Genomic DNA, 22,614 nt, shown 5'->3' with positions numbered 1-22,614 from the left:
TTCTGGGCGAAGAACTATCAGTAAAAGACGCTGATCCTGTACTGCGCCTGACCGGACGAGGGTACCAGCGCCAGTGTGGCGCTGAAGCTGATGGAAATGGGCTAACAAAGAGTTTATGCCCTGAAGGGGGCCGACTGATGGGGCCACAACGGCTGAATCTTCGAGCCGTTGTGGCCATACATCGGTTGCTATCTCTTGTTACTTGCTGGTCGGGGTGATTGTGCCGAAGAGACCGTCTTTTTCACCGTTGAAGCCGGCTGCGAAAAAGAGGGTATTTATTGGCCCGGCAGCCTTGCCATTGCCGAATTCCAGCCCCCAGAGCCCCTCGATGGCCAGTGCCTTGCCATCGCTTGTCTGCAGAAGGTCGAGGAATTTTCCCGTTTCAGCGTTGTAAGCGGCGATTTGGCCACTCCCGAAGTTCCCTATCAAGAGTCTGTTGCTGAATTTCCCGAAATCCGCCGGGGCAAGGGCGACGCCCCAGGGAGAATTCAACCATTTGCCGGTCTCCAGGCGCTGGAGCAAGGTGCCGTTGGGGTCGAAGATGTCGACAAAGCCATTTCCCGCTCCGGCAACATCATCGTGCTTGTCTGCATCCCGCTTGGCATAGGTGACGAACAGCCTGCCGCTGATGTTCATGACGTTGAAGGGGGCAAATCCGGCAGGAATCTTGTTGTCGGTGAAAGCGTCCGTGGCCAGCGTCACCGGCTTGAAGTTGCTATCGAAGACGTCTATGCTTCCACCCTTGAAATTGAAAAAGCTCGCCATCGTTCAAGGCGGTGGCTGCTCCCTTGTAGACTGCCGAACTGGAGTTATCCACCTTGAGGATGGCATTTTTCTGGTTCGCCGACTGGTTCCAGGCCGAGATTGTCCCATCTTCGGTAACAAAGATGAAGGTGGCCGGTTTGTCTGGGACGACTTCAAAATCCTTGGTACCGTTGAAAACTATCCCGGTAGGTGTGGCGGGTCCAGACGCACCCTTTGGTGGGGGAATCGTCACGATCAGGGGCGAGTTAAGGGGAAACGGTTGGGTGAATGACACTTCAACGAAGAAACCAACCCCAAAAAAGGAGGTTCCTTTGCTGTAAGGTTACTATGATAGAAAACAAAAAAGCCGAGCAACCGAAAGGAACTTATCCTTCAGCAGCTCGGCCATCATAGTTGGACCGTATCTCTCTGCCCCCTCCTAAGAAGGATTTATGGATTACATCAGTGAAACAGAATTCAGTAACTACTTTACCGCAATTATTAGCCGCGTCAAATCAATGTGAGCCATCAAGAAGCGGGCTTCCCCCTATCCTAGCATCTGCTAGCAAGAAGGTAACCTACAACCATCGCTTTCGCTTGAAATAGATAAGCAAAAACACCGCGACCAGGGCCATCAGGAACAGGCAGGCGAAGTAGCCCCACTGCCAGTGCAGTTCCGGCATGTTCTGGAAGTTCATGCCGTAGACCCCGGCGATGAAGGTCAGGGGAATGAAGATAGTACCGATGATGGTCAGGAACTTCATGACCTCATTCATGCGGTTGCTGATGCTGGAGAGATAGACATCGAGCATGCCCGCCAGCATGTCGCGGCTGGCTTCGATGTTGTCGATCACCTGAATGGTGTGATCGTAAAGGTCTCGCAGATAGACGACCACCTTCTCGCTGATCAGCTTCGATTCCCGGCGCTCCAGGGCGCTGATCACCTCGCGGAGGGGCCAGACCGCCTTGCGCAGCAGAATCACTTCACGCTTCAACTGGTGGATCTCCCGCACCGTCTCAGGGCGCGGGTCAGCCATCACGGCGTCCTCCAGCTCCTCGATCCGCTCACCTACCCGCTCCAATACAACAAAGTAATTATCGACAACGGCATCCATCAGGGCATAAGCAAGATAATCCGCTCCCATTTCCCTGATTTTGCCCTTGCCGCTGCGGAGACGCTCCCTGATGGGGTTGAACACATCCCCTTTCATCCCCTCCTGGAAAGAAATGACGAAATTGCTGCCGAGCACGAGGCTCACCTGCTCGGCGACTATGCCCGTTCCGTCCCCATTGTGCAGCATTTTCAGGACGATGTAGAGATAGTCACCGTAGTCCTCCACCTTGGGCCGCTGATTGGTGTTGAGGATATCCTCCAGGACCAGCGGATGGAGTCCCTGGCAATCCCCCACCTGGCGGACGATCTCCACTTCATGGAGCCCCTCCACATCGATCCAGCTGACAATAGAGGTATCGGAGTAGTAGACGCATTCCTTGAGCGCCTTGATCTCCTTCTCCTCACAACCGCCGGCATGGTAATCCATGACGGTGATCCTGATTTCCCGGTCGCTCTTCGCGCCGATGTGGACGAGGGTGCCCGGAGGGAGGCCGCTCTTGATGGATCTCTTGATGTGTTTTGCCATAACCTGTCGTTGGAGAAAAAAGTTGCCTGCTCCCCCAGCCTACCCCATTTCTATCAGAGTGTCCCAACATTACAGACAGCGAAATTCTTCATGGCGGAATTATACCCTGATGTGCACCCTTTATCATCAGATAATTAGGCGGGGCATTTCAAGGACAAGAGCAGATATTTCGAAAATGAGCGCCAGAGCGTAACCAGTCTTCCGCTTCCTTGGCACCAGCCTTACCAGCAGCCTTGGCCACAGTAAAGCGATAGAGCTCATCCTGTGTTGTCCGGAGATGGAAGCCATTGAACTGAAGCAATAGCCCCGCAGCAGTAATCCCCGTCCGCTTGTTGCCGCCCACTCAGTTGCATTCTAATTTTCCCATTGAGTTGACCATATTTTTGGTGTAGTGATGGTATAAGTTAATGAAATCACCTTGAGGCCGGTCAGCCCATGTTCCTGGCGGGCCAACACCTGTGTCGAAGTTGGCTGTGGCACGGAGATGCTTCTCATGCACACTGGACAAAAGGCGACGCGACAAATCTTTCTAATTTTTTTCACAGGGATATGGTGGCAATAACTCCAACAGAAAGAGAACGGCGAGAAGGCAGAGAGGCCTCAATTCTCTCCATACCCGCCGCCCACTTGCAACGCATAGACATTACAAGGAATGTAAAATGACAGAAAAATTCAACGGGTTTTCTCCGGCCACATTTCATTTCTTAAGAAACCTTCCCAATAACAACCACAAAGAGTGGTTCTTACTTCATAAACCGGATTACCATGATCATGTTCTACAACCATTGCAAGCATTGGCAGCCGGATTAGGCCCGTTGATGCTGAGCATTGATCCAGATTTTGAAGTAACACCCGTAATAAACAGAACCATATCGAGAATCTACCGAGATACCAGATTCTCAAAAGACAAATCCCCATACAAAACAAGCCACTGGATTACCTTCAAGCGTCCGGGAATTAGCTGGCAGGATTACCCTGCGTATTTCTTCGAAATATCACCATATTCATATCGTTATGGAATGGGCTTTTACAGCGCCAGCCGTGTGACCATGGACAGGTTCAGAAAAGATCTTGATGTAAATCCTGCAAAATTCCTTTCCGCAACAGAGTTTTTCTCAAAGCAAGGTGTTTTCACTATTGAAGGCGAAGTATACAAGCGCCCTTTTAAAACAGACCTACCTGAAAAGCTACAGGATTGGTACAACAGAAAAAATATTTATCTCGTCAGCAATAAGCAAATAGAAGGCAACAGCATAGAAAAAGAGCTGATTTCAGAATTAATACTTGGCTTCAAGACAATTGCTCCTTTCTATGACTTTTTGTGCAGAGTGGCAGCATAAAGAGTAAGTATAAGTGTCAGAGTAAGGTCAAGGGGTACCTGGCGGCGCTGGGAGAAAATCCGGGCCGGTGACAACCTCCATTTCAATCCACGCTTTTCATGGCTGGGCAGCAATGCCCGGCCATTTTTATTCCCACCTCTTGCCTCTCACCCCATACCGCTCTGGTTTTAATTTTCCAATTGAGTTGCACACATTTTTGGTGTAGTGATTGTGGCAGAGACGATGGCTGACATTTTCGGATTGGTGCACGATTGGATGCACCTTCTGTCGGAGAAAGCCGTAGATGACCATCTCGGGGAAATGGTCAATACGGTAGAAGAGCCGCACACAGGCGCTGACGCGCTGGTGCGACCTTCACGACGTTAACGACAAAACAATAACCGCTTCGCTCCGCCGCTGCGCTATTACACGTTAAGGAATTCACCATGGGAATCATATCCAGTTTCGGAACAGCACCTGGTACTCCGGTTGTCGAAACTGAACGCTGCCTGCATTGTGGCAAGTGCGCAGCTATCTGCCCGGTTGGAGTGCTGCAATTGAAAGACGAGAACATAAAGATCGATAACAACATACACTTCGGCTGCATTGCATGTGGCCAGTGCATGATGGTCTGCCCGAACGGCAGTATTGCTGTAACAGGACGAAATATTACTCCTGAAGATATTGTAGAACTGCCGCCGCCCGAACAGCGAGCCAACAGGAAACAGTTGACCGCATTAATGCTTGCGCGGCGCAGCAACCGCAATTTTACCGACGAAGAGGTGTCGCGGGAGATGCTCGACAGTATTATATTGGCGGCGGCAAGTGCTCCTATGGGGATACCGCCTTCCGAAGTCGGGATAACCGCTATCCTGGGGCACTCCAAGGTGGCTGAACTTTCCCGAGATACTGCAAATGGTTATGCAGGTATGCTCAAGGTGATGGGTAATCCCTTTGTTCGCGGGCTGTGCCGAATATTCCTGAAGAGAGTGACCTTTGACCGTTTCGACGGTTTTATTCTGCCACTCGGCAAAGTGATCGTCGATGGAGAGCGTATGGGAAAGGATTACGTGCTTTACAACGCGCCGGCGGCACTTTTATTCCATGTGTCGCCGTATAGCGACAGCGCCGATGCTGTCATCGCCTGTACCTACGCCATGCTGGCAGCTGAGAGCGCCGGTCTAGGCACATGCATCATCGGCTGTTCTGCGCCAATTTTGGCTCGCAGCAAGACGCTGAAAAAGAAATATCACATCCCCGAGGATCATACTCCGGCGTTGGTCCTGATTTTGGGCTATCATGATCATCCGCATCAAAAGGCAATCAGACGGCGTTTCCTGTCGGTTAATTACCAGTAGAAGCTGATGGTATAAGCCTTGAAAGTAGAACATTTTGAAAAGCGTCCCAACCACACCGTTGGACACCGCCCTATGAGAACCGATAGGCAGGGAAAGGGGACGGGGACGTTGTTTGCTGGTTTGCTAACATATTTTTCGCATCGAGATGCAGTTGACTTCATAGACATAATTTCAGCTAGTTAGTAAGTACAAATCGACAAACAAACAACGTCCCCTATTACTCCTTGAGATTTGCCGCCATCGTTCCTCCTGAACAGAAAAAAGCCGCTCCCTGGTCTCATGGAAGCGGCTTTGTCATTTTGATTCGACCATCATCACAACCTCTACATCAATTAAGTTCTTATTAATTACTCCCTCATCCATTAAAGGGCAACGCTTTTTCTCCATAGCAACACGAGAGACTTGAAGAATCGCAAATAGAGTAGCTTCAGAAAGAACTGAACATAATTGACATTGCGCAGCTGTAGCCGAACGTGCATCGGTGGTCTATCCGCGAGGTGCCCCCAAAGGTGGAGTACTCGCTGACGGAAAAGGGGCGGAGCATCTACCCCATTCTGGAGCTGATGTGCGATTGGGGAATGGAGTATGCGGCCAAGTGATGTGCCGCAGAAGACCAGGGGAGTTCCAGTCGCGCGGCCCTATGGGCTGGACCGCTCGGCGATGAAAACAGCGGTGCTGTGGGTCATCATCAGGCGGCCGCTTTGCCGGAAAAGCTTCAGGCCTGCAGCGTCGCCTTCGATGGATTGCCCGATCAGATCCCGGGCCAGCTTTTGATTGACTGGGGGTGCCCCGGTCGTCTCCAGCCATTGGTCCACATCCTGATACTGCTCGTACTGGCGGACGGCTCGCACCGCCAGCCCCTCCCCTTCGAGGAGCGATTGAATCTCCGATGGGGCATAGACCTTCACCTTGCTTGGGGTCCGCAGCTTTTCGATGCGGTTGTGATATTCCCGTGCCTCGGGGTCTTCGGCGGCAACCCGGTCAACAAGGATGATGCGTCCGCCTGGTCTCGCAACCCGCTTCATTTCATGGATGGCACGATGGGGGTTGGGAAAATAGTGCAGGGCCAGCTTGCAGGTAACAATGTGGAACGTATTATCGAGAAAGGGCAAAGATTCGCTGTCGGCCTGATCGAAGGCGGTGTTGGCAAGGCCCTGGCGCTGGGCCTCCTTTTCCGCCTCGGCCAGCATTGACCGGCTCAGATCGACACCGGTCGCCTTTGAAACCAAGGGGGCGAACCGGCAGGCGAGCAAGCCGGCACCACAGGCAATATCAAGGGAAAGATTATCCGAACGCGGCTCTGCAGCCTGGATGATCAGGTCAAGCAGCCCGGCCTCGGCCATGGGGCTGTCATTCAGATAATGATGGGCCACCCGGTTGAACTGTTGTTGAACGGAAGCTTTTATCAATTCATAATCCATAGCCAACCCTTCATCTGGCAAGAGCCTTTAGCCACGAATCTCGCAGCAAATAGATCTGGTTCAAAAAAATTCGTGTAAATTCGCGTCATTCGTGGCTAACCAGAGTATTTCAGTCTTCGATCCTGATCCGGCTGTCCGGGTCATCAGTTATCTCACCGATTTCCGCCACCACCGGCACATTACGCCTTGCCAGCTCTTCCTTCAGCCGCTCGGCATCGGCAGCGGCTACGGCGATGAGCAACCCGCCCGAAGTCTGGGCATCGGCCAGCACCAGCAGGGCTTCTTCACTTACCCCCGCTCCCGGCAACAGCCGCTCCCGAAGAAATTCCAGATTACGTCTGCTACCCCCTGGTACAAGTCCCTGCCGCACCAGGGACCAGGTCTCCTCCAGCACCGGCACTTGTGCCAGGTTGATCACGGCGCCAACGCCGCTTCCCCGTACCATTTCCGAAAGATGCCCAAGGAAGCCGAAGCCGGTAACATCGGTGCAGGCATGGGCATCAACAGTTGCCATAGCCTCTGCCGCCCCCTTGTTGAGGGTGGCCATTACCTCTGTCGCCGCTCTGATCGTTTTCTCCGAAACCTTGCCCTGTTTCATGGCGGTGGTAATGATGCCGATGCCGAGGGGTTTGGTGAGGATCAGGCGATCCCCCGGTCTGGCGCCGGCATTGCTGATGACCTTGTCCGGGTGGATCACGCCGGTAACCGCCATACCGTACTTTGGCTCCGCATCCTTGATGGTGTGGCCACCGATGATGCTGATGCCGGCCTCAGCTGCTTTGTCCGCCCCCCCTTTAAGGATCTTCGCCAGTACATCCAAAGGCAGCGTATCAGACGGAAAACCGGCGATATTGAGGGCAAAGAGCGGCGTTGCCCCCATGGCGTAGATGTCGGACAGGGAGTTGGCGGCAGTGATCTGGCCGAAGGTGTAGGGATCGTCCACCACCGGCGTAAAGTAATCGACCGTTTCAACAATGGCCAGGGTGTCGCTCAGCCGATAAACGGCGGCATCATCGGCGGTTTTGGTGCCGATAAGCACATTGGGATCGGTGCTGCTGGGTAGCTGACTCAGCACGTGAGCCAGGTCCTGGGGACTGAGTTTGGCCGCTCAGCCGGCGCAGGAGGCAAGGGCTGAAAGGCCGGTCTGGACATGGTTGTGGGAGACTCCGCCGCGAATGCCCCGCAGTTCCTTTACCCTCGCGGCAACTATCTCCGCCGCCCGGTCCAGTTCTTCGACAGTAGTGAGACGTCCCAGACTGAAGCGGACAGCGCCGAATCCCTGTTCCGGCGAAAGGCCCATGGCCTTGAGCACCCCGGACAGTTCGCAGCTGCCGTCATGGCAGGCGGAACCGGTGGAAGCGGCAATCTCGGGGGTACGGGCCAGAAGATCGGCGCCGTTGACCCCGGCAAAGCTTACATTGAGGGTATTGGGAAGGCGGGAGGTGGGGTGCCCGTTGAGAAGTACATCGCCCACCAGCTCTTTGAGCCGGTCATGGAACCGCTCACGCAAGGAAAGGACATGTTCGCTCTCGGTTGCCAGGTGCTCGGCAGCCAGTTCCGCAGCTTTGCCCAGGGCAGCCATGTACGGAACATTTTCGGTACCGGCGCGGCGACCACCTTCATGCCCGGCTCCATGAAGATAGGAATCGATCTTCACCCCCCGCCTCACATACAGCGCCCCGATTCCTTTCGGCGCGTAGAGCTTGTGACCGGCAATGGAAAGGAGATCCACCCGCAGCTCGTCCACCCTGGTGGGTATCTTTCCCACCGACTGGGCCGCATCCGTGTGGAAAAGAATGCCATGTTCCCGGGCAATGGCGCCTATTTCCGCCAGGGGCTGAATGGTGCCCACTTCATTGTTGGCGTGCATGACGCTGATGAGGATGGTCTTGTCGGTGATGGCCTGGCGTATCATTTGCGGATCAACCTGGCCGTAACCGTCCACCGGCAGATAGGTAACGGCGAAACCCTGCCCTTCCAGCCAGTGTAAGGGATTGAGAACTGCCGGATGTTCGATGGCAGTGGTGATGATGTGATTGCCCTTTTCCCGGTTGGCCATGGCGGTGCCGATCAATGCCTGATTGTTGGCCTCGGTGCCGCCGCTGGTGAAGACAATTTCAGCGGGATCGCAGTCCAGAAGCCCGGCAACTCGTTTCCTGGCCGTCTCGACCCCCTCCTTCGCCTTTTTGCCATAGGGGTGGCTGCTGGAGGGGTTGCCGAACCCCTCACGAAGGTATGGGAGCAGTTCCTCGACCACCAATGGGTCCACTGGGGTGGTGGCGTTGTAATCAAGATAAATGGGTTCCATTGAGCGCTCCGTTAATCTATCGATTTAATAGTTTTATAGCAGCTACACTTCCATCTTGCAAGCACTATATTGATAATATCAATAGTAATTTAAATTTTGATCGTATTTATCAATCAACAGGAGAAGTAGAGGCAGTCGGCAGCGATGGCCACTTTTTATTTCACCTCTCGATTTTACTCCTTAATGGCACTTCTTGCGACAAGGCCTGACGCATCCGGCCCAGAGCCTCCAGCAGCAGAGTCCTGCTGCAGCCGAAATTGAGCCTGACAAAACCGGGGGAGCCAAAATCGGCGCCATCGGAGAGCCCTACCCCCGCCTCTTCAAAGAACACGGCCGGGTCCTCTATGCCAGCCCCCCGTGCATCGATCCAGGCAAGGTAGGTGGCTTCCACATGGGCCATGGTAAGGCCGGGCATGGAATTTATCTCCGCCGTAAGCAGATCCCGGTTTCCTCGCAGGTAATCCAGCAACTGCCGGCGCCATTCTTCCCCATGGCGATAGGCGGCCAACGCCGCTGTATAGCCCAGGGTATTCACATGGGGGACAATGCGGCCCTTGGCGCTGCGGAAGGCGCGGCGCAAACCCGGATCGGAGATGACGGCAAAGGAACAACCGAGGCCTGGAATGTTGTACGTTTTGCTCGGTGCCAGCAGGGTAATGGTGCGCCGTGCCGTTTCCGGAGACAGGGTGGCGATGGGGATATGCCGTTTGTCCTCATCCAGCACCAGTCCGGCGTGGATGTCATCGGAACCGATGATGAGATTGTGACGTTCAGCCACCTGGGCAATTGCCGCCAGTTCTTCCCTGGACCAGGAACGTCCCACCGGGTTGTGTGGCGAACAGAGGAGCAATAATCTGGTACGCGAAGTTATGGCCAATTCCAGGCCAGGCAGATCCATCTGCCAGCGATCATCTTCCAGCTTGAGGGGAACCTTGACCAGTGTCCGTCCGGTGAGCCCGGGAGCAGACATGAATGGCGGATAAACCGGTATGAAGGTAATTACCTGGTCACCTGGTTCGCCAACGGCAAGACTGAGCACATTGAGCCCGCAGACCAGCCCCGGCAGCCAGACGATCCATTCTGCCTCCACCGCCCAGTCGTAGTCGGCCAGTAGCGATGCCTGTACGGCCTCAACCAATTCTGCCGGGGGATGGGTATAGCCGAAAATACCATGCTCGACCCGCTCGTGCAGTGCCTCGATCACCGCCGGCGGCGAGCGGAAATCCATATCCGCAACCCAGAGGGGAATGATGTCCCGCCCTGCATACTTGTCCCATTTCTCGCTGCCTGTATTGCGGCGGTCGATGACCCTATCGAAATCAAAGTGTTGTGTACTCATGCTTGTCCTTTTGTGCTTCAAGGTTACGTTCTCCACGAAGTGAACCCTGCGGAGAGAGGTTGAATGATGTTAAGAAGGCTTCTATCAAGCAATTTGTCTGGCTCCGTGTTGTTGCCGCCACTGATACCGGGAAAGTACGATTCGACCTTGCCTGTCGAACTGCACCCCTTCCTCCTCAAGACGAAGCCTCTGAACGTCACCTGCAGTAACACTGCCTGAGCGTGGGCTGATTTCCCCCCTGGCATTGACGACACGGTGCCACGGAATTGACCTGTCAGCAAGGACACTCAATGCGTATCCCACAAGCCTCGCGCCTCCCGGTATCCCTGCCAGCCGTGCAATCTGTCCGTAGGTTGCCACGCGCCCGTTGGGGATACAGGCCACAATGCTGTAAATATGGCTATAGTTGTTGGGGCTTTTCAATCAGACTCCAGGGCCAATTTGATACCGAAGACAATCAAAGCCGCCCCTGCCAGGCGTGTGGTACAACGGCGAACCTTCTCCATACCCGTAAGGCGCTTTGCCAGCTGGTCGCCGACAAAAACAAGCAGCGTCTGATAGACCAGGCAGAGCAGACTGACATGGGCCATCATGATCACCAAGGTAACAGAGCTTGTTGAGGAGGTCATGAAGAGAGGGAAGAAAGACATGAAGAAGATGATTACCTTTGGATTGGTGAGTCCGACGACAAAGGCCTGATGAAAGGAGCGCCGCACACTGGGCACGGAACAGGTCTCCTGAACATTGCTGGTTGTGGCGGAACGTAGAAGTGTCCAGCCAAAGCGGCATAGATACGCAATACCTGCCAGGCGTACCACCGAGAAGAGCACAGGACTGGCCGTCAATAAGGCCGCCAATCCAGAAACCGCAGCCACCATATAAACCAGATCGCCGGCTAATGTACCAAGAACCGCTCCCATACCGGCAAGCCTGCCACTGCGTGCTGTTGCATTGAGGATAGCCACAGTTCCGGGGCCGGGAACCAGCTGAAAGAGGAGAATGGCTGTGATAAAGCCGATATAGTTGTGAATTTCGAACATCTTTTCAGTCCCCCTGGAACTCTTCAGCCAACTGGTAATCCCCGACCATGACCAGACCTTCAGGCGGTGAATCCCATAGAACAGCAAGTTTCAGGATGCCGTCGGGGTCTGGTTTCGGTCTCTCCTTCGAGTCCAAACCATAGCACAAAAAGGTGCCATACATTTCAGATTATGCAATGGCATGTCCTATCTCCGAGAGAAGATCCGTTGGCCGAGGGACCTCATCCAGTTGTTTCATCATCACATGTTCGGCATATCCGGCGATATAGAGATCGGAAATCAGCGCCACTTCTCCATAGCCTAACCTTTCATACAAACGTTTCGCCCGCAGGTTGAACTCTGCCACCGTCAGGAATACCTTTCGGGCTTGCCGTTGCCGGAGGAGGTCCTCCACATACTGAAGTAAAAAAGAGCCGATACCGTCGGAACGGCAGGCGGGATTAACGGCAAGAAGCCTGATATAGGGAAAGCCGTAAAACATGCCGGCACCGGTAAACCAGATAAATCCGGCGCAGGGATTTTCTGCAGTGCAGGCTATCCGTATCTCCCCTTTGAGTAGCCCCTCACGAATGATTCCGGTAAGTCGTCCCTCATCTTGAAAGTAATTTCGGCCCAGGTCCGAATCGCGTACCATCGCAAGACAGGCATCCAGATGGGCTGACACTCCCTCATTAATCGAAACCCTGTTGATCATGCTCCTCACTTTCTAATTCCATCAAGATGTTTCCACGCTCAAACAAACACAATCATCCATTTTCCCCCTCCAACCCGATACCGCACCGGCCTTGTAATGAAAAAAGGCCATGGAAAAAGTCCATGGCCTCAGGTCTTTCAGGTCAGCATGCCGCTGCAATCGGCGTTTCCACACCTCAATTGAATTGCTTAAGCACATAGGTATAGATATCTTCCAGCAATTTCAAGCCGCCGCGGTACCCCACGTAGGAACTGCTCAGGACCAGCCGTTCTTTGAACGGCACCGACACCGCCAGAAAATTGCCGTTCAATTCCTCGGCCAGTTTCTTCTCATAGATGCTGCCGATGATGAGCGGCGCCCCGAAGTAGTCGTTGTTCCTGATGTCGTTGTGGATTTCGTAGCCGTCGGTCGAGAAGACAACCTCTGCCTCGATCCCGTACTGAAATTCCTTGAACAGCTGGATAATGGCGTCACGATGCTTCGCCGGGGTACCGTCGGTGATGTACTGCCGGTCCGGCACCAACCCGAAGTCGTTCACCAGGAACCGGGAGATTGCCAGGGCATCGGCCGCGTTGGTCACCGTGGAAAAGCGCCGCGACATGGTGCGGTTCTCCAGGAAGACGTCCGAGGTTCGTTCAATATGGTAATAGTATTCCCTCTCGTGCCTGCCGATGATCCCCTCGACCTTCGACGGATCCACCCCGGCAAATTCACCGACTGCCCGCAGGAACCTGCTGGTTTCGAAGGCGCCGATGGGCAGGGTCGGATAATGCAGGTACGGCGTCCCGAATTTCTCTTGAAGGGACTTCATGTTCTTCAGTCCGACCCACGGTGCCACGAGAAGATTGTATTCCGCCGCCGGAATCCTGTCTATCTCGGCAATCCCTCGATACTCACCGAAAATGATGTTCGGCGTCAGGCCCAGTTCCGCAACCAGCGCTTCCAGTTCCCTGATGTTTCCTACCCAGAAAGGATCGTAGGAAGGAACCGGCCCCCAAATATTGACCAGCCCTTTCACCTTCTCGACTGGCGGCTTTTTAGCCAGATACTGCTCGATAATGGCATCGATTACCCACTCGTGCCCTTCCAGGTTGGTTCCCTTGAAACCGGCCGTTTCCACAAAAATCACCGGCTTGTCCCGATCGCCGAATTCGCGGGTCACGGTGGCGATATCATCGCCGACGATCTCGGTGGTACAGCCGGACAGGACGATAAAAAAATCGCCATCGATTACTTTCAGCGCGTTGTCAATGGTCTGCCGCAAATTCTCTTCGCCGCCAAAGACGATCTCTGTCTCTGATACGTTTGTGCAGGGATAGACCTGGGGCGAAATGTAACCGGAATCGCCGTTGTTTCCGGCAATTCCCGCTGCCAGCTTCCCTGCGCAGCCAGGGCCGGCATGCAGGATAGGCACCCCGCGGTAAATACCCTGGACCGTCTGCATCGCCCCCAGTGCACAGACATACCTGGGCTGATCAATTATTCTCGTCATCTACCCGTTCTCCTTGGAATAGAAATGGTCGGTGCGCTGCCGGAACCACCAGTCGGTGTACGGGAGCCTCACCCGGCCGGCCAGGTTGTCAGTGAAACTCCGGTTGGTCACCACATCATGGATGGACGATGCGAAATTCAACAATCCCCGGTAGCCGAAGATTGCATACTCGTCGTAGACGCAAATGGCCGGAATGCCCAATTTCATGGCCCAAACCGTGGATCCGGCATGGCGGGAGAAGAAGATGTCCGGCTTTTCCCGCTGGAGGATGTTGAGCAGCTCGTGGTTCTGCAGATCGTTCACCGACAGGCTGTAGTCGGTGGGGGAATGCTCCACCTGGTAAGTGAAGGCATCCGGCGCATTGCCATCGTCATACTGTTTGTCGAAATGCCACGCGGCAGCATGGGCGATCTCGATCCCAAGTTCCTGGACAGCACGGGAAGTGTTGAAGTTGAAGCCGGGCCCCATGCCGACCACCGCCCTAAGCCCTTTGAGTTTTGCGCGGATGGCATCGATCCGTGGCAGGTAAAGGGAACGTTCCTTGTCCAGAAAAGCCTCCACCTCCGCCTCTTTCCCAAGAGCCTCCCCCAGCCCCCGCAGCCAGCTCTCGAACCCGGCGATGCCGTGGGGCTGCAACGACTTCACATAGGGAACGCCATACTTCTCCTCCAGCCCTGCCCCCAGGTAGGTCCCCAGGGTGCCGCAGGTGCTTATGGTAGCCGCCGCTTCCCCCAACCGGGAGAGTTGGTCGATTGTCGTGTTGGAGGTAAGGAAAAGCGGCTCTACGCCGAAGTTGGCAAAAATCTCTGTGATCTGCTTCCGGGCACTGCCGAAAAAGTTGATCACGTTGACCGTATTGGTTTTTTTCTGCGGCGGTTTGACGACATGGGTGAGGATGGCGTGATAGGCCCCGTCGAAACCCGAGGCCCAGATCTTGGTCTTGAAGCCCTCGCAATGGACAGGGGCGACCGGCACCGGTAACTCTTCCATCAGTTCGGCAGCCGTACTCTCAAGATCTTCGCCGATGATGCCGCTGACGCAGGAGGCGCCGATGAAGATGGCTGAAGGTTTGTAGCGGCTCCAGGTCTCCCGCACCACGTCCTTCAAGTTTTCGGTGGCGCCGAAGATCACGTCCGAATCGTTCATGTCGGTGCAGACATAGCCCGAGCGGGAATTATCCAGGCCGAGCGATTCAGCCAATTGATCCTTGGCATTACAGACCTGCATGGCGGTAACGGCGCACCCTGCCGGAGCGTGGTGCACCACCGCGGCGTCGGTTATGAAGCTGAGCTGACTCAGGGCGCAGGCGGCGTTACAGAGGCTTGCCTGGCTGTAGCAGCGCCCCTTGTCCACAAGGCTGCCGCACCCGGACCTTGTGTTCAGGTCACGCAGGGTCCCGTGATAAGCAGTGATAGAACCGAGCCTGTTTTCCCTGGTGCCACTTTCACTATTGTTCAGATGTACCGCCATGATCACTCCTTCCCGCCGAGAGACCGGGCAAAGGCCTGCTCAAGATCGGCAATCAGGTCATTGGCGTCCTCCAGCCCGAGGGAAAGCCGGATGGTCTCGGGGGGGATATCTGCCAGTGCCAGCTCGTCCGGTGTCAATTCCCCATGGGTGGTTTTCGGGGAGTTGATGATCAGGGAACGGCTGTCACCCACATTGGCCTGATAACTGAACAGCCTCACAGAATTGATGAAGGCGTCACGTTGCGCCTCATCCCCCCTGAACCCGAAGGTGAAGGTGGAACCTGCCCCTTTCGGGAAATATCGCTCGGCCAGTGCCCGGTAGGGACTTTCCTTTGCCGAGGGATGCTTGATCCAGGCAACCTCGCCCTTCGATTCCAGATAACGGATGATCTTTTCCGTGTTGGTCATCTGCTTCTGGACCCGCTCCGACAGGGTTTCGACCCCCTGCAGGATCAGGTAGGCATCGAACGGGCTCAGGACGGCGCCGAAATAGACCAGGTAGTTGAGGCGGACCCGGAGGGTAAAGGGGAACTCACGGGTGATCTCCAGGAAACTGCGCTCCACACCGGTATCGTCCCGCAAAAGGTAGTGGGGCTTGGTAAACTGGGGAAACTTTCCGTTCCCCCAGTCGAAGGTGCCCCCTTCGACGATAACTCCGGCAATGGTGTTGCCGTGCCCCCCCAACGCCTTGGTGGCCGAATATACAACGATATCCGCCCCATGCTTTAGGGGGTTGAAGAGATAGGGGGTAGCAAAGGTATTGTCGACAATGAGCGGGATGCCGTTTTCATGGGCCACGTCAGCGATCCGCTCCAAATCCAGCAGCGTGGCGTTGGGGTTGCTGATACTCTCTACGAAGATGGCCCTGGTCTCCGGTTTTATCCCCCGGCGAAACTGATCCACATCATCGGCATCATCAACCTGGTCAATGCCTATGCCAAAGGTGGGAAAGAGCTTCTTGAAGCTGTCCTCGGTACCGCCGTAGAGGTTGCGGGTGGTCAGTATCCGCCCTCCCCCTTCCGCCACGTTGAACAGGGCATAGGTAACTGCAGCCATCCCCGACCCTACCGCAATGGCGGCACTGCCGCCGTCCAGTGCAGCGATCCGCTCCTCCAGCACTTGCACGGTAGGGTTGCCGAGCCGGGTATAGACGAAACCAAGCTCTTTGAAGCGGAGCAACCGCTCGACCCGCTCCGTGTCCCCCAGCTCGAAGGACGCCGTTTGATAGATCGGTACCGAAACCGCCAGGTTGTGCGCCTTCGGGTCGTACCCTCCCCGCACTTTCACCGTGTCGAAACTTAAATCTCCGTAAGCCATGGGCTGTTACTCCTTATTCTGGTTAGTTAGTTTCCATCCGGAAAGGGTTCTTTTCTGCCCTGGCGGCGTCAATCTGCGGGCTTACTTGTGCGACGTACCGATGTACGTCTCCGCGCAAGCCCTTGATTTCCTTGCCAGAACAAAAAATCCCCTCTTTCCGAATCGGAAACCACTAGTTTCTCATCCGGAGTTTCCGGATGGAAACTAGTTACACCGGTGCCAGCAAAATGGTCCGGATATCCATGATGTCATGCTGCATTACCCAAGGAAAACCGCGCCGGATCAAGGGGCCAGCGGCCATATTCCCGCGCCGCGCCGACCAGGGCATGGATATTTTCCGGCGGCGTGTCGATGGGAAGTCCACAACCCAGGCCAAGTATATAGCCCTTGGGGTTGTCCCAGCCCTTTGTCAGACACTCCCGTGCATTTTCCCGCACATCGCCCGGCTTGCCCAGGTACATGGCGGCAGTCGGCCGGATATTGCCCAGGATAGCGACCTTGTTCCCCACCTGCAGTTTCGCCTCGGCTATGTCCACGGCATCGTCAAGGCTCAACACCGAGGCGCCGGTGGCAGTCATTCCCGGCCAGATCTTGCTGGTATTGCCGCAGATGTGCAATGACGGAGCCGCGCCGGCGACGGCGGCAACGGCTGTGGCCACTTCCTGCAGATAGGGTTGGGCGAATTCCCGGAACTGACGGGGACTGATCATCGTCCCTGAAGCTGTCGGGTCAGCCAGACCGATGCGAGCCCCCACCTTGATTGCCGCTACCGCAAAACGAATGATGCTGTCGGTGGACAGGCGCAGCAGCCGATGGGCAAATTGGGGGTTCTTGTGAAGGTCGCGCAGGAAATTCTCCGTGCCACGGATGCTGGTGGCGGTGGTAAAAGGGCCGGAAGTGGTCATATTAAGCGGCACCTGGTCCCCAACTTCCTTGAGAACGATGGTCGCTGCCTCCAGGAAAAGAGGTAACCGGCCGTCCCGCTCAGGATCGGGAACCTTGAGCCGGTCGAAATCGGCTTCTTCCTTGACCACATAGTCGGCCACGTAAGGGGTTGAGTCGGGGTAGGCGAGTTTGCTGCCGATGGCCTCGGCAATACCGGTAAGTCCGGGGCCGGTATTGACATTATCGGCCCCGTAGCGGCGCCAGGCCGCAACCTGCCCCTGGGCCATGAGGCTGGCGGAGTTGTTGTATTCGCCGACGGTAACGCCGATGACCCTTGCCGCATGGTCGCTGATGAGCAGATTGACCGGAATCCGGTCATAGGGCTGGCCGGTAAGTGCAGCAATGGTCCGTTCCCTGGATGTCATTGTTTCTTTAAATGGTGCGGTGGACATGTCGTCTCCTTCTGGTGATCGATTGGTGGTAGCTACCGGCAAGAATTGCCGCCGGAGCCACCGCACCCGCAACCGCCGCCCGATCCGCATCCCTGGGTCAAGCCGGCGATCTTTGCATCCAGCAGCTTGCGCCGTTTTCCATAGGCAGTAAGAGCCTTGTGGACAGAGCCTTTGAGATTGAAAGCCCTGACACCTTTTTCCTGCAGTGCGGCAGCGGCACCCGGGCCTATCTGGACGGCAAAAACCGCCTGTACATCACCAAGCCGGTCAGTCGTACCTCCTGGGCCATGGACACTGGTCTCGGCATTGCTGCAACCGGAAAGTACCTCCCGTTTCTCGACCTGCCGGTAATTTCCGTCATCCTCCACCTCATAGATGATGAACTGACTTGCCTTGCCGAAATGTTCATTGATTGATTCCCCATCGGACGATGCGATGGCAACGCGTATCATGAATACCTCCTTGATAAAAAGGCATGGACAACAAAAAAACCGGAGGTTCCGCAGCAAGTGCAAGGAAACCTCCGGTTTTCCGGTTGGCTTTTAGTCTATAGATTTAGTAGCTTTGTATATCATTTCCAGTACTCTGTCAAGAAGTTATTCCCCTTTAAAGCGTCAATTGTATCCCGGCATTAATATACCAGTCATTTTTCAACTGCAGGCCGTTCACGTACTGGTAAAGGGGAAGGCCTCCTTCCACCCCCACACTGAAAGGACCCTGGTTGTAACTCACGCCGACAAACCCATCCAATCGCCGCCCGCCATAGTTGTCAGCAACAGCATCCGGAGTCGGAGCCCCCATGGTAGTGTCAAGAAGCTTCTCAATCTCGCCATCCCGGCCTTTGATGGGCCCGGTATGGTTGAAGGCAAGACGCGTCCAGCCTGCCACCGGTCCCAGTGCCCGTTGCACCCAACTTGTGGCCTTGAAGGTGTCTCCCAGGCGATAACCATTATTATTTTCATTGGTGTGCCAGGTATAGGAGACCTGCCCACCCCAGTTCCACAGCCCGTCATCGGTCAATGCCGAGTAGGCCAGCACCGGTTTAAGATCGAAGCTGCCTGAACCCAGTTGCATGTCGTAAGGTGCCCGGAATTTCATGCCCATGGTCTGGAATTCCTGATCAATATCCCCGGTGGGGATGGTTAATCCCAGGCTGGCTGCGATCCCGCCTCCCACATTATAAATGCCGCGCAGTTCCGTGTCGCCGATGCCGCTCGTCCTCATGGACATTACTTTCTGCCCCATTCCCATCCCCATATCCATGAGCATGTCCATGCGATTGTCCTGGTACGTCCCCATGCCCATCAATGTAAAGCGGTCATTGACTCCGTACATGATCATCAGCATGTGCATATCCATGGACATTTCGGTAGGGGTCATCATGTAGCCATAGGGGGAATTCATGGGAATAACCTGCTCGACGGCAACAGAGGACGAACCGGCACCAAGTCCTTTCTGGTTCGTGTGCAGGTCTTTGTAGTTGACCATCCACTTTCCCGCAGAATGGGTATGGTAGATGTCCTCACCGAAGGCCGGGTTGAAGAGTAACCGGGTACCATTGCCCCCATGGGCATGGTGAGACGGATTTTCCAAAAAGTCAGCCGCTTCTGTGCCACCACAACTTAGCAGCATCAGCAGGGTAACTATCAGTATCACTTCTCTCATGTAAATCTCCTGTAATCCGGACGAACGGATACATTTCGGCCCGACGGCCGATGACGCTGAAAGGCCGTTCGCCCATGTCGAGTGCATGTTCGTCAGTTCCGCATCCTGGGGGAATATCAAGATATTCCAGTCCCTGGCATGTGCAGATCGCTACACACAGCGGAAGATCCGGTTTTGACAATCAGGAAAGATGCAGGAGTTTTGGTGGCGGGTCAGGAGGATTCAGGTAGCGTAAAGGCGGATGACCGCACGGGTGAGAGGCAAGTTCCATAAGACAACGGAACACTGCATTTTGGACAAAATCAGAGGGAGGCTGCTCATATTTTTCCCCTCCAAAGATGATTGACTGTTTGAGTTTGCCACAGGGAGATGTACAGGATAGAACCGGTGTTACTGGTTTTTCGTGCTGATCGTGTTTGATGCGGCAGTCGTTGTCCAGAGGAACCATCCGGCCTTTCTTTTGCCAACAGCAACAGGTACGATTGGCGCTTCGTTCCGATTCACAGCCACAGACCCTGCAGTCGCCGGAGCATTCTCCTGTCAGGACATGTGCAAGGGCTGGCGAATGCAGGATAAAAGGAGCAAGAGGGAGCATTACCACCAATCCATAGAGGATGACGAGGAGCAAAGCGGAGGCGTGGCGGAAGGAAGGATGGCTCATGGCGCTCCTTCACCTGGTTCACTGGTATTTGTTGTCTTTGCTGCCATCACAATTTTTATTGCCTTACCTTTACTCCCCTACGGGAATTCCCGGACCTTGGGGTTTCAGCCAGCCGCTACCATTATCTGTCCAGACCAAAGTTCTTTTTTCCAGCACCTTAAGCAGCAGGTCAGTCAGTACCGCCAGGGCAGTTATGATCGTTGCACCGGCAAAAATTCGTTGTATGTGGTAATTTTCCTGACTCTGCATCACCAGCCATCCCAACCCATTACTTGCACCCATCATTTCCGAAGCGATAAGCATCAGGAACGCATACCCGGCGGCCAGCCTCAAACCGGTAAAGAAGGAGGGAGCCGAGGCAGGAAGCGCGACGTGCAAAAAAAGTTGCCATCGGCCGAGTCCCAGGGAGCGTGCAGCCTTCATCAGCTGTGGATCCACATCCCGGATGCCGGCAATGGTGCTGAAGGTAATGGGCCAGATGCAGAGCCAGCAGATGGTGAAGATCTTCGCCACTTCCCCGATCCCCAGAAAGAAGATGATGATATGGGCCAGGATGACCGGGTTCGCCTGGGCAAAAAGCTCCATCAACGGTTCAAGAGCCTGCTGCAGGCGAGGAAACCATCCCCCGAGAACAAGTCCGAGCGGCAGTCCGATCAGGGTTGCAGCCAACAGCCCACTGAACGCACGTTGCAGACTGACCAGCGTGTGCGTCAACAGGTCCCCGTTTTCCAGCAATCCCCTTATGGTCACCAGCACACTGGACAGTGGCGGGACGAACTGGGGATCTATCACTTCCATACGGGGCAGCACTTCCCAGGCAAAAAGCGCCAGGGCTGCGACAGTTATTCTCATTAGACATATGCTACTTTGGTGCCCTCTCTCAGAATCCACTGTGTCCATTGTGCCCCCCCGTCTCCGAGTGATGGGAATGTGGTCCGTCGCTGACGGTAGCCGCCTCCCTGTTGATTTTCTGCACTTGAATTCCACCCAGGAGAGCAATCAGGACCAGAGCACCGGTAAAGGCAGCTACCAGACCCTTTCCTGGGCGCAAGACTGCCGGGGGAGCGGCAGAACCGAACAGCAAAGGGGTATTGGACTGCCAGGAAAAAAGGGCTCGTTCCAGGTAAAGGAGGAAGCGGTTCAGGAGGAAACCCAGCACGACGATAAAGGTGGCTCCCGCATAGATGCGGGGAATCAGGTAATTCATCGCGGAATTGTGCACCAGCCAGCCGAGTCCGGCGCCGGCACCCAGCATCTCCGCTGCCACCAGGATATAGAAGGTCAGACAAGCGCCGATCCTGATGCCGACAAAAATAGTGGGCAACGCTCCGGGAACAATGACTTTCAGCATCATGTCCACGGTGGAAATACCCATGGAAGCTGCCGTCTTTATCTGGATCGCCTCCACATGCCTGCTGGCGGTAATGGTGTAAAAAAGAACGGGCCAGAGGCAGACCCAGGCGACAACCGCAACCTTGGCCGTCTCACCGATGCCGAAGAACAGAATAAAGACCGGCATCAGGGTAAAGGGATTTACCTGGCTCAGGACCCGTAATAAAGGCTCGATAGCTTCTGCCGGATGCAATCGATGTCGACCCAGCAGGAGGCCGAGAGGCAAACCCATAGCCAGGGCCAGCAGCAGTCCGGTGGTGGCACGCCAGATGCTCACCAACAGATGAACCTTTAACGTGCCGTCGTTGAACAGCTTTCCTATCTCCATCAGGACCGTAGAAAAAGAGGGAAGGAAATTCGGATCAACCCAGGCCAGCCGGGGCCCGATCTCCCAGAGCAAGAGAAACGCGATCACGCCCGATGAACGGATAAGGAATTGTTTAAACATCACAGGGCATTCTACAGGGCTGCCGATGGCGAAATGATATCGGCCACCGGGCGGCTGTCGGCAGGGACTCTGATCTCGGGCTGATGGTTCTGCAACAGCTCCCAGATTTTGTGCCTGACCCACCCGAACTCGGCGGAAGAGCGAATGTCGCTGTTGTGCCGCGGCCTGGGCAGGTCGATCTTGACGATCTCACGCAGGGTGCCGGGATTGGCAGTCAAAACGGCCACCCGGTCGCCGAGAAAGGCTGCTTCTTCAATACTGTGGGTGACGAAGACGATGGTTTTTTTCGTCTCCTCCCAGATGCGCAGGAGTTCATCCTGCAGGCTCTCACGGGTTTGGGCATCGACTGCGGCAAAGGGTTCGTCCATGAGCAGCACATCGGGATCATAGGCCAGTGCCCTGGCGATGGCCACCCGCTGCTTCATGCCGCCAGACAGTTCGTGGGGATAGCGATCGGCAAAGCCATCCAGGCCAACCAGGCTGATGAAATGGTCGCTGATCGCCTTGCGCTCCACCTTGGCAACCTTCTTGATCTCCAGGCCGAACTCCACGTTCTGGCGCACGGTCCGCCACGGGAACAATGCATAGCCCTGAAGAACGATACCCCGATCGAGGGCCGGACCGCTAACCTGTTTGCCGTCGATGTAGACGGCGCCGGAGGTGGGCTGGGCAAGCCCGGCGAGGATGTCCAAGAGGGTCGACTTACCGCAGCCGGAAGGCCCGACCAGCACCAGAAACTCACCTTTCTGCACTTCCAGATTGATGTCCTTGAGGGCGATGAATTCCCTTGCCCCTTCCGTCTTGGTCCGTTTCAGGTGAAAGACCCGGTTGATGTCCCTGACGACGATCTTGGCATCTGGTGATTCCTGATTGAAAGTATCTGTAATTGTTCCCATAGTAAGCTCCTGGGTTAAATTTTTTAGTGGAATAACCACCAATGCTGCAGAACGCCGGATTTTGTGTCAGGGCA

The 22,614-nt window shown here is 55.1% G+C and carries 22 protein-coding genes and 1 pseudogene; 3 read left to right on the top strand and 20 right to left on the bottom strand.

The window, feature by feature from the left end:
• Nucleotides 1-198: 198 nt before the first annotated feature.
• The 3 genes from GEOB_RS12460 to corA all read right to left on the bottom strand — a co-directional run bounded on the left by GEOB_RS12460 (nt 199) and on the right by corA (nt 2,384).
• Nucleotides 199-765, bottom strand: coding sequence for a TIGR03118 family protein (locus tag GEOB_RS12460; protein ID WP_049764369.1), 567 nt, complete (start codon nt 763-765; stop codon nt 199-201).
• Nucleotides 716-1,039, bottom strand: coding sequence for a hypothetical protein (locus tag GEOB_RS20155; RefSeq protein WP_154650492.1), 324 nt, complete (start codon nt 1,037-1,039; stop codon nt 716-718). The genes GEOB_RS12460 and GEOB_RS20155 overlap by 50 nt, the downstream gene beginning before the upstream one ends.
• A 283-nt stretch (nt 1,040-1,322) precedes the next feature.
• The gene (gene corA, locus GEOB_RS12455) at nt 1,323-2,384 is read right to left on the bottom strand and encodes a magnesium/cobalt transporter CorA (RefSeq protein ID WP_012647593.1); all 1,062 of its coding nucleotides are present in this window, start codon (nt 2,382-2,384) and stop codon (nt 1,323-1,325) included.
• A 659-nt stretch (nt 2,385-3,043) separates the two neighbouring features.
• Here corA and GEOB_RS12450 point away from each other — a divergent pair.
• From GEOB_RS12450 to GEOB_RS19805, 3 genes are all read left to right on the top strand, one after another.
• Nucleotides 3,044-3,724 (top strand): DUF2461 domain-containing protein, encoded by a 681-nt coding sequence (locus GEOB_RS12450; RefSeq protein ID WP_012647592.1) that lies wholly within the window; start codon nt 3,044-3,046, stop codon nt 3,722-3,724.
• Nucleotides 3,725-4,149: 425 nt separating this feature from the next.
• Nucleotides 4,150-5,061: a nitroreductase family protein gene (locus GEOB_RS12445; protein WP_012647591.1), complete on the top strand. Its 912-nt coding sequence runs from the start codon at nt 4,150-4,152 to the stop codon at nt 5,059-5,061.
• 473 nt (nt 5,062-5,534) lie between these two features.
• A complete protein-coding gene (locus GEOB_RS19805) occupies nt 5,535-5,660 on the top strand; it encodes a winged helix-turn-helix transcriptional regulator (RefSeq protein ID WP_083767147.1) in 126 nt (41 codons plus the stop codon).
• A 39-nt stretch (nt 5,661-5,699) separates the two neighbouring features.
• Here GEOB_RS19805 and GEOB_RS12440 read toward each other — a convergent pair whose 3' ends face one another.
• The 17 genes and pseudogenes from GEOB_RS12440 to GEOB_RS12360 form a co-directional block, all read right to left on the bottom strand.
• On the bottom strand, nt 5,700-6,482 hold the full coding sequence (locus GEOB_RS12440) for a class I SAM-dependent methyltransferase (RefSeq protein ID WP_012647590.1): 783 nt from the start codon (nt 6,480-6,482) through the stop codon (nt 5,700-5,702).
• Between the two features lie 109 nt (nt 6,483-6,591).
• Nucleotides 6,592-7,659 (bottom strand): selenide, water dikinase SelD, encoded by a 1,068-nt coding sequence (selD, locus tag GEOB_RS20455; RefSeq protein WP_268741662.1) that lies wholly within the window; start codon nt 7,657-7,659, stop codon nt 6,592-6,594.
• Between the two features lie 39 nt (nt 7,660-7,698).
• A pseudogene (locus tag GEOB_RS20450) lies at nt 7,699-8,790 on the bottom strand (cysteine desulfurase family protein); the annotation flags it as partial.
• 160 nt (nt 8,791-8,950) lie between these two features.
• Nucleotides 8,951-10,129, bottom strand: coding sequence for a MalY/PatB family protein (locus GEOB_RS12425; protein ID WP_012647587.1), 1,179 nt, complete (start codon nt 10,127-10,129; stop codon nt 8,951-8,953).
• Nucleotides 10,130-10,213: 84 nt separating this feature from the next.
• On the bottom strand, nt 10,214-10,552 hold the full coding sequence (locus tag GEOB_RS12420) for an MGMT family protein (RefSeq protein WP_012647586.1): 339 nt from the start codon (nt 10,550-10,552) through the stop codon (nt 10,214-10,216).
• A complete protein-coding gene (locus tag GEOB_RS12415; protein WP_012647585.1) occupies nt 10,549-11,169 on the bottom strand; it encodes a LysE family translocator in 621 nt (206 codons plus the stop codon). Before GEOB_RS12415 ends, GEOB_RS12420 begins: the two co-directional genes overlap by 4 nt.
• Nucleotides 11,170-11,173: 4 nt before the next feature.
• The gene (locus tag GEOB_RS20145) at nt 11,174-11,332 is read right to left on the bottom strand and encodes a hypothetical protein (protein WP_154650490.1); all 159 of its coding nucleotides are present in this window, start codon (nt 11,330-11,332) and stop codon (nt 11,174-11,176) included.
• A 6-nt stretch (nt 11,333-11,338) separates the two neighbouring features.
• Nucleotides 11,339-11,863 carry a GNAT family N-acetyltransferase gene (locus GEOB_RS12410; protein ID WP_012647584.1) on the bottom strand — a complete coding sequence of 175 codons (525 nt, stop codon included), beginning with the start codon at nt 11,861-11,863 and terminating at the stop codon, nt 11,339-11,341.
• Between the two features lie 175 nt (nt 11,864-12,038).
• Entirely contained in the window at nt 12,039-13,355 is a 1,317-nt protein-coding gene (locus GEOB_RS12405; RefSeq protein WP_012647583.1) for a nitrogenase component 1, read from the bottom strand.
• On the bottom strand, nt 13,356-14,825 hold the full coding sequence (locus GEOB_RS12400; protein WP_012647582.1) for a nitrogenase component 1: 1,470 nt from the start codon (nt 14,823-14,825) through the stop codon (nt 13,356-13,358).
• A gap of 2 nt (nt 14,826-14,827) precedes the next feature.
• Nucleotides 14,828-16,141, bottom strand: a complete 1,314-nt coding sequence (locus GEOB_RS12395; protein WP_012647581.1) for an O-acetylhomoserine aminocarboxypropyltransferase/cysteine synthase family protein — start codon at nt 16,139-16,141, stop codon at nt 14,828-14,830.
• Between the two features lie 248 nt (nt 16,142-16,389).
• Nucleotides 16,390-17,478 carry a uroporphyrinogen decarboxylase family protein gene (locus GEOB_RS12390; RefSeq protein ID WP_012647580.1) on the bottom strand — a complete coding sequence of 363 codons (1,089 nt, stop codon included), beginning with the start codon at nt 17,476-17,478 and terminating at the stop codon, nt 16,390-16,392.
• A 32-nt stretch (nt 17,479-17,510) separates the two neighbouring features.
• Complete coding sequence (locus GEOB_RS12385) at nt 17,511-17,930, bottom strand: NifB/NifX family molybdenum-iron cluster-binding protein (RefSeq protein WP_012647579.1); 420 nt, start codon at nt 17,928-17,930, stop codon at nt 17,511-17,513.
• Nucleotides 17,931-18,084: 154 nt separating this feature from the next.
• Nucleotides 18,085-19,143: a transporter family protein gene (locus GEOB_RS12380; protein ID WP_012647578.1), complete on the bottom strand. Its 1,059-nt coding sequence runs from the start codon at nt 19,141-19,143 to the stop codon at nt 18,085-18,087.
• Between the two features lie 730 nt (nt 19,144-19,873).
• Nucleotides 19,874-20,656: an ABC transporter permease gene (locus GEOB_RS12370; protein ID WP_195892548.1), complete on the bottom strand. Its 783-nt coding sequence runs from the start codon at nt 20,654-20,656 to the stop codon at nt 19,874-19,876.
• Between the two features lie 28 nt (nt 20,657-20,684).
• Nucleotides 20,685-21,644, bottom strand: a complete 960-nt coding sequence (locus GEOB_RS12365) for an ABC transporter permease (RefSeq protein WP_012647575.1) — start codon at nt 21,642-21,644, stop codon at nt 20,685-20,687.
• A gap of 11 nt (nt 21,645-21,655) precedes the next feature.
• Nucleotides 21,656-22,540, bottom strand: a complete 885-nt coding sequence (locus GEOB_RS12360) for an ABC transporter ATP-binding protein (protein ID WP_012647574.1) — start codon at nt 22,538-22,540, stop codon at nt 21,656-21,658.
• Nucleotides 22,541-22,614: the final 74 nt, after the last annotated feature.

Origin of the sequence: Geotalea daltonii FRC-32 (genome assembly GCF_000022265.1) — a bacterium.
GTDB classification, from domain to species: Bacteria; Desulfobacterota; Desulfuromonadia; order Geobacterales; family Geobacteraceae; genus Geotalea; species Geotalea daltonii.
This window is presented reverse-complemented; position numbering and strand designations above follow the sequence as displayed.

What these genes read in the sequence shown, in the direction of transcription:
- GEOB_RS12460 (WP_049764369.1), bottom strand. Translation starts at nt 765, where the DNA reads ATGGCGAGCTTTTTCAATTTCAAGGGTGGAAGCATAGACGTCTTCGAT.
- GEOB_RS12380 (WP_012647578.1), bottom strand. Translation starts at nt 19,143, where the DNA reads ATGAGAGAAGTGATACTGATAGTTACCCTGCTGATGCTGCTAAGTTGT.
- GEOB_RS12400 (WP_012647582.1), bottom strand. Translation starts at nt 14,825, where the DNA reads ATGGCGGTACATCTGAACAATAGTGAAAGTGGCACCAGGGAAAACAGG.
- GEOB_RS12445 (WP_012647591.1), top strand. Translation starts at nt 4,150, where the DNA reads ATGGGAATCATATCCAGTTTCGGAACAGCACCTGGTACTCCGGTTGTC.
- GEOB_RS12405 (WP_012647583.1), bottom strand. Translation starts at nt 13,355, where the DNA reads ATGACGAGAATAATTGATCAGCCCAGGTATGTCTGTGCACTGGGGGCG.
- GEOB_RS12365 (WP_012647575.1), bottom strand. Translation starts at nt 21,644, where the DNA reads ATGTTTAAACAATTCCTTATCCGTTCATCGGGCGTGATCGCGTTTCTC.
- GEOB_RS12395 (WP_012647581.1), bottom strand. Translation starts at nt 16,141, where the DNA reads ATGGCTTACGGAGATTTAAGTTTCGACACGGTGAAAGTGCGGGGAGGG.
- GEOB_RS12415 (WP_012647585.1), bottom strand. Translation starts at nt 11,169, where the DNA reads ATGTTCGAAATTCACAACTATATCGGCTTTATCACAGCCATTCTCCTC.
- GEOB_RS12370 (WP_195892548.1), bottom strand. Translation starts at nt 20,656, where the DNA reads ATGAGAATAACTGTCGCAGCCCTGGCGCTTTTTGCCTGGGAAGTGCTG.
- GEOB_RS12390 (WP_012647580.1), bottom strand. Translation starts at nt 17,478, where the DNA reads ATGTCCACCGCACCATTTAAAGAAACAATGACATCCAGGGAACGGACC.
- GEOB_RS12440 (WP_012647590.1), bottom strand. Translation starts at nt 6,482, where the DNA reads ATGGATTATGAATTGATAAAAGCTTCCGTTCAACAACAGTTCAACCGG.
- GEOB_RS12450 (WP_012647592.1), top strand. Translation starts at nt 3,044, where the DNA reads ATGACAGAAAAATTCAACGGGTTTTCTCCGGCCACATTTCATTTCTTA.
- GEOB_RS12425 (WP_012647587.1), bottom strand. Translation starts at nt 10,129, where the DNA reads ATGAGTACACAACACTTTGATTTCGATAGGGTCATCGACCGCCGCAAT.
- GEOB_RS20145 (WP_154650490.1), bottom strand. Translation starts at nt 11,332, where the DNA reads ATGTATGGCACCTTTTTGTGCTATGGTTTGGACTCGAAGGAGAGACCG.
- GEOB_RS12385 (WP_012647579.1), bottom strand. Translation starts at nt 17,930, where the DNA reads ATGATACGCGTTGCCATCGCATCGTCCGATGGGGAATCAATCAATGAA.
- corA (WP_012647593.1), bottom strand. Translation starts at nt 2,384, where the DNA reads ATGGCAAAACACATCAAGAGATCCATCAAGAGCGGCCTCCCTCCGGGC.
- GEOB_RS12410 (WP_012647584.1), bottom strand. Translation starts at nt 11,863, where the DNA reads ATGATCAACAGGGTTTCGATTAATGAGGGAGTGTCAGCCCATCTGGAT.
- GEOB_RS12360 (WP_012647574.1), bottom strand. Translation starts at nt 22,540, where the DNA reads ATGGGAACAATTACAGATACTTTCAATCAGGAATCACCAGATGCCAAG.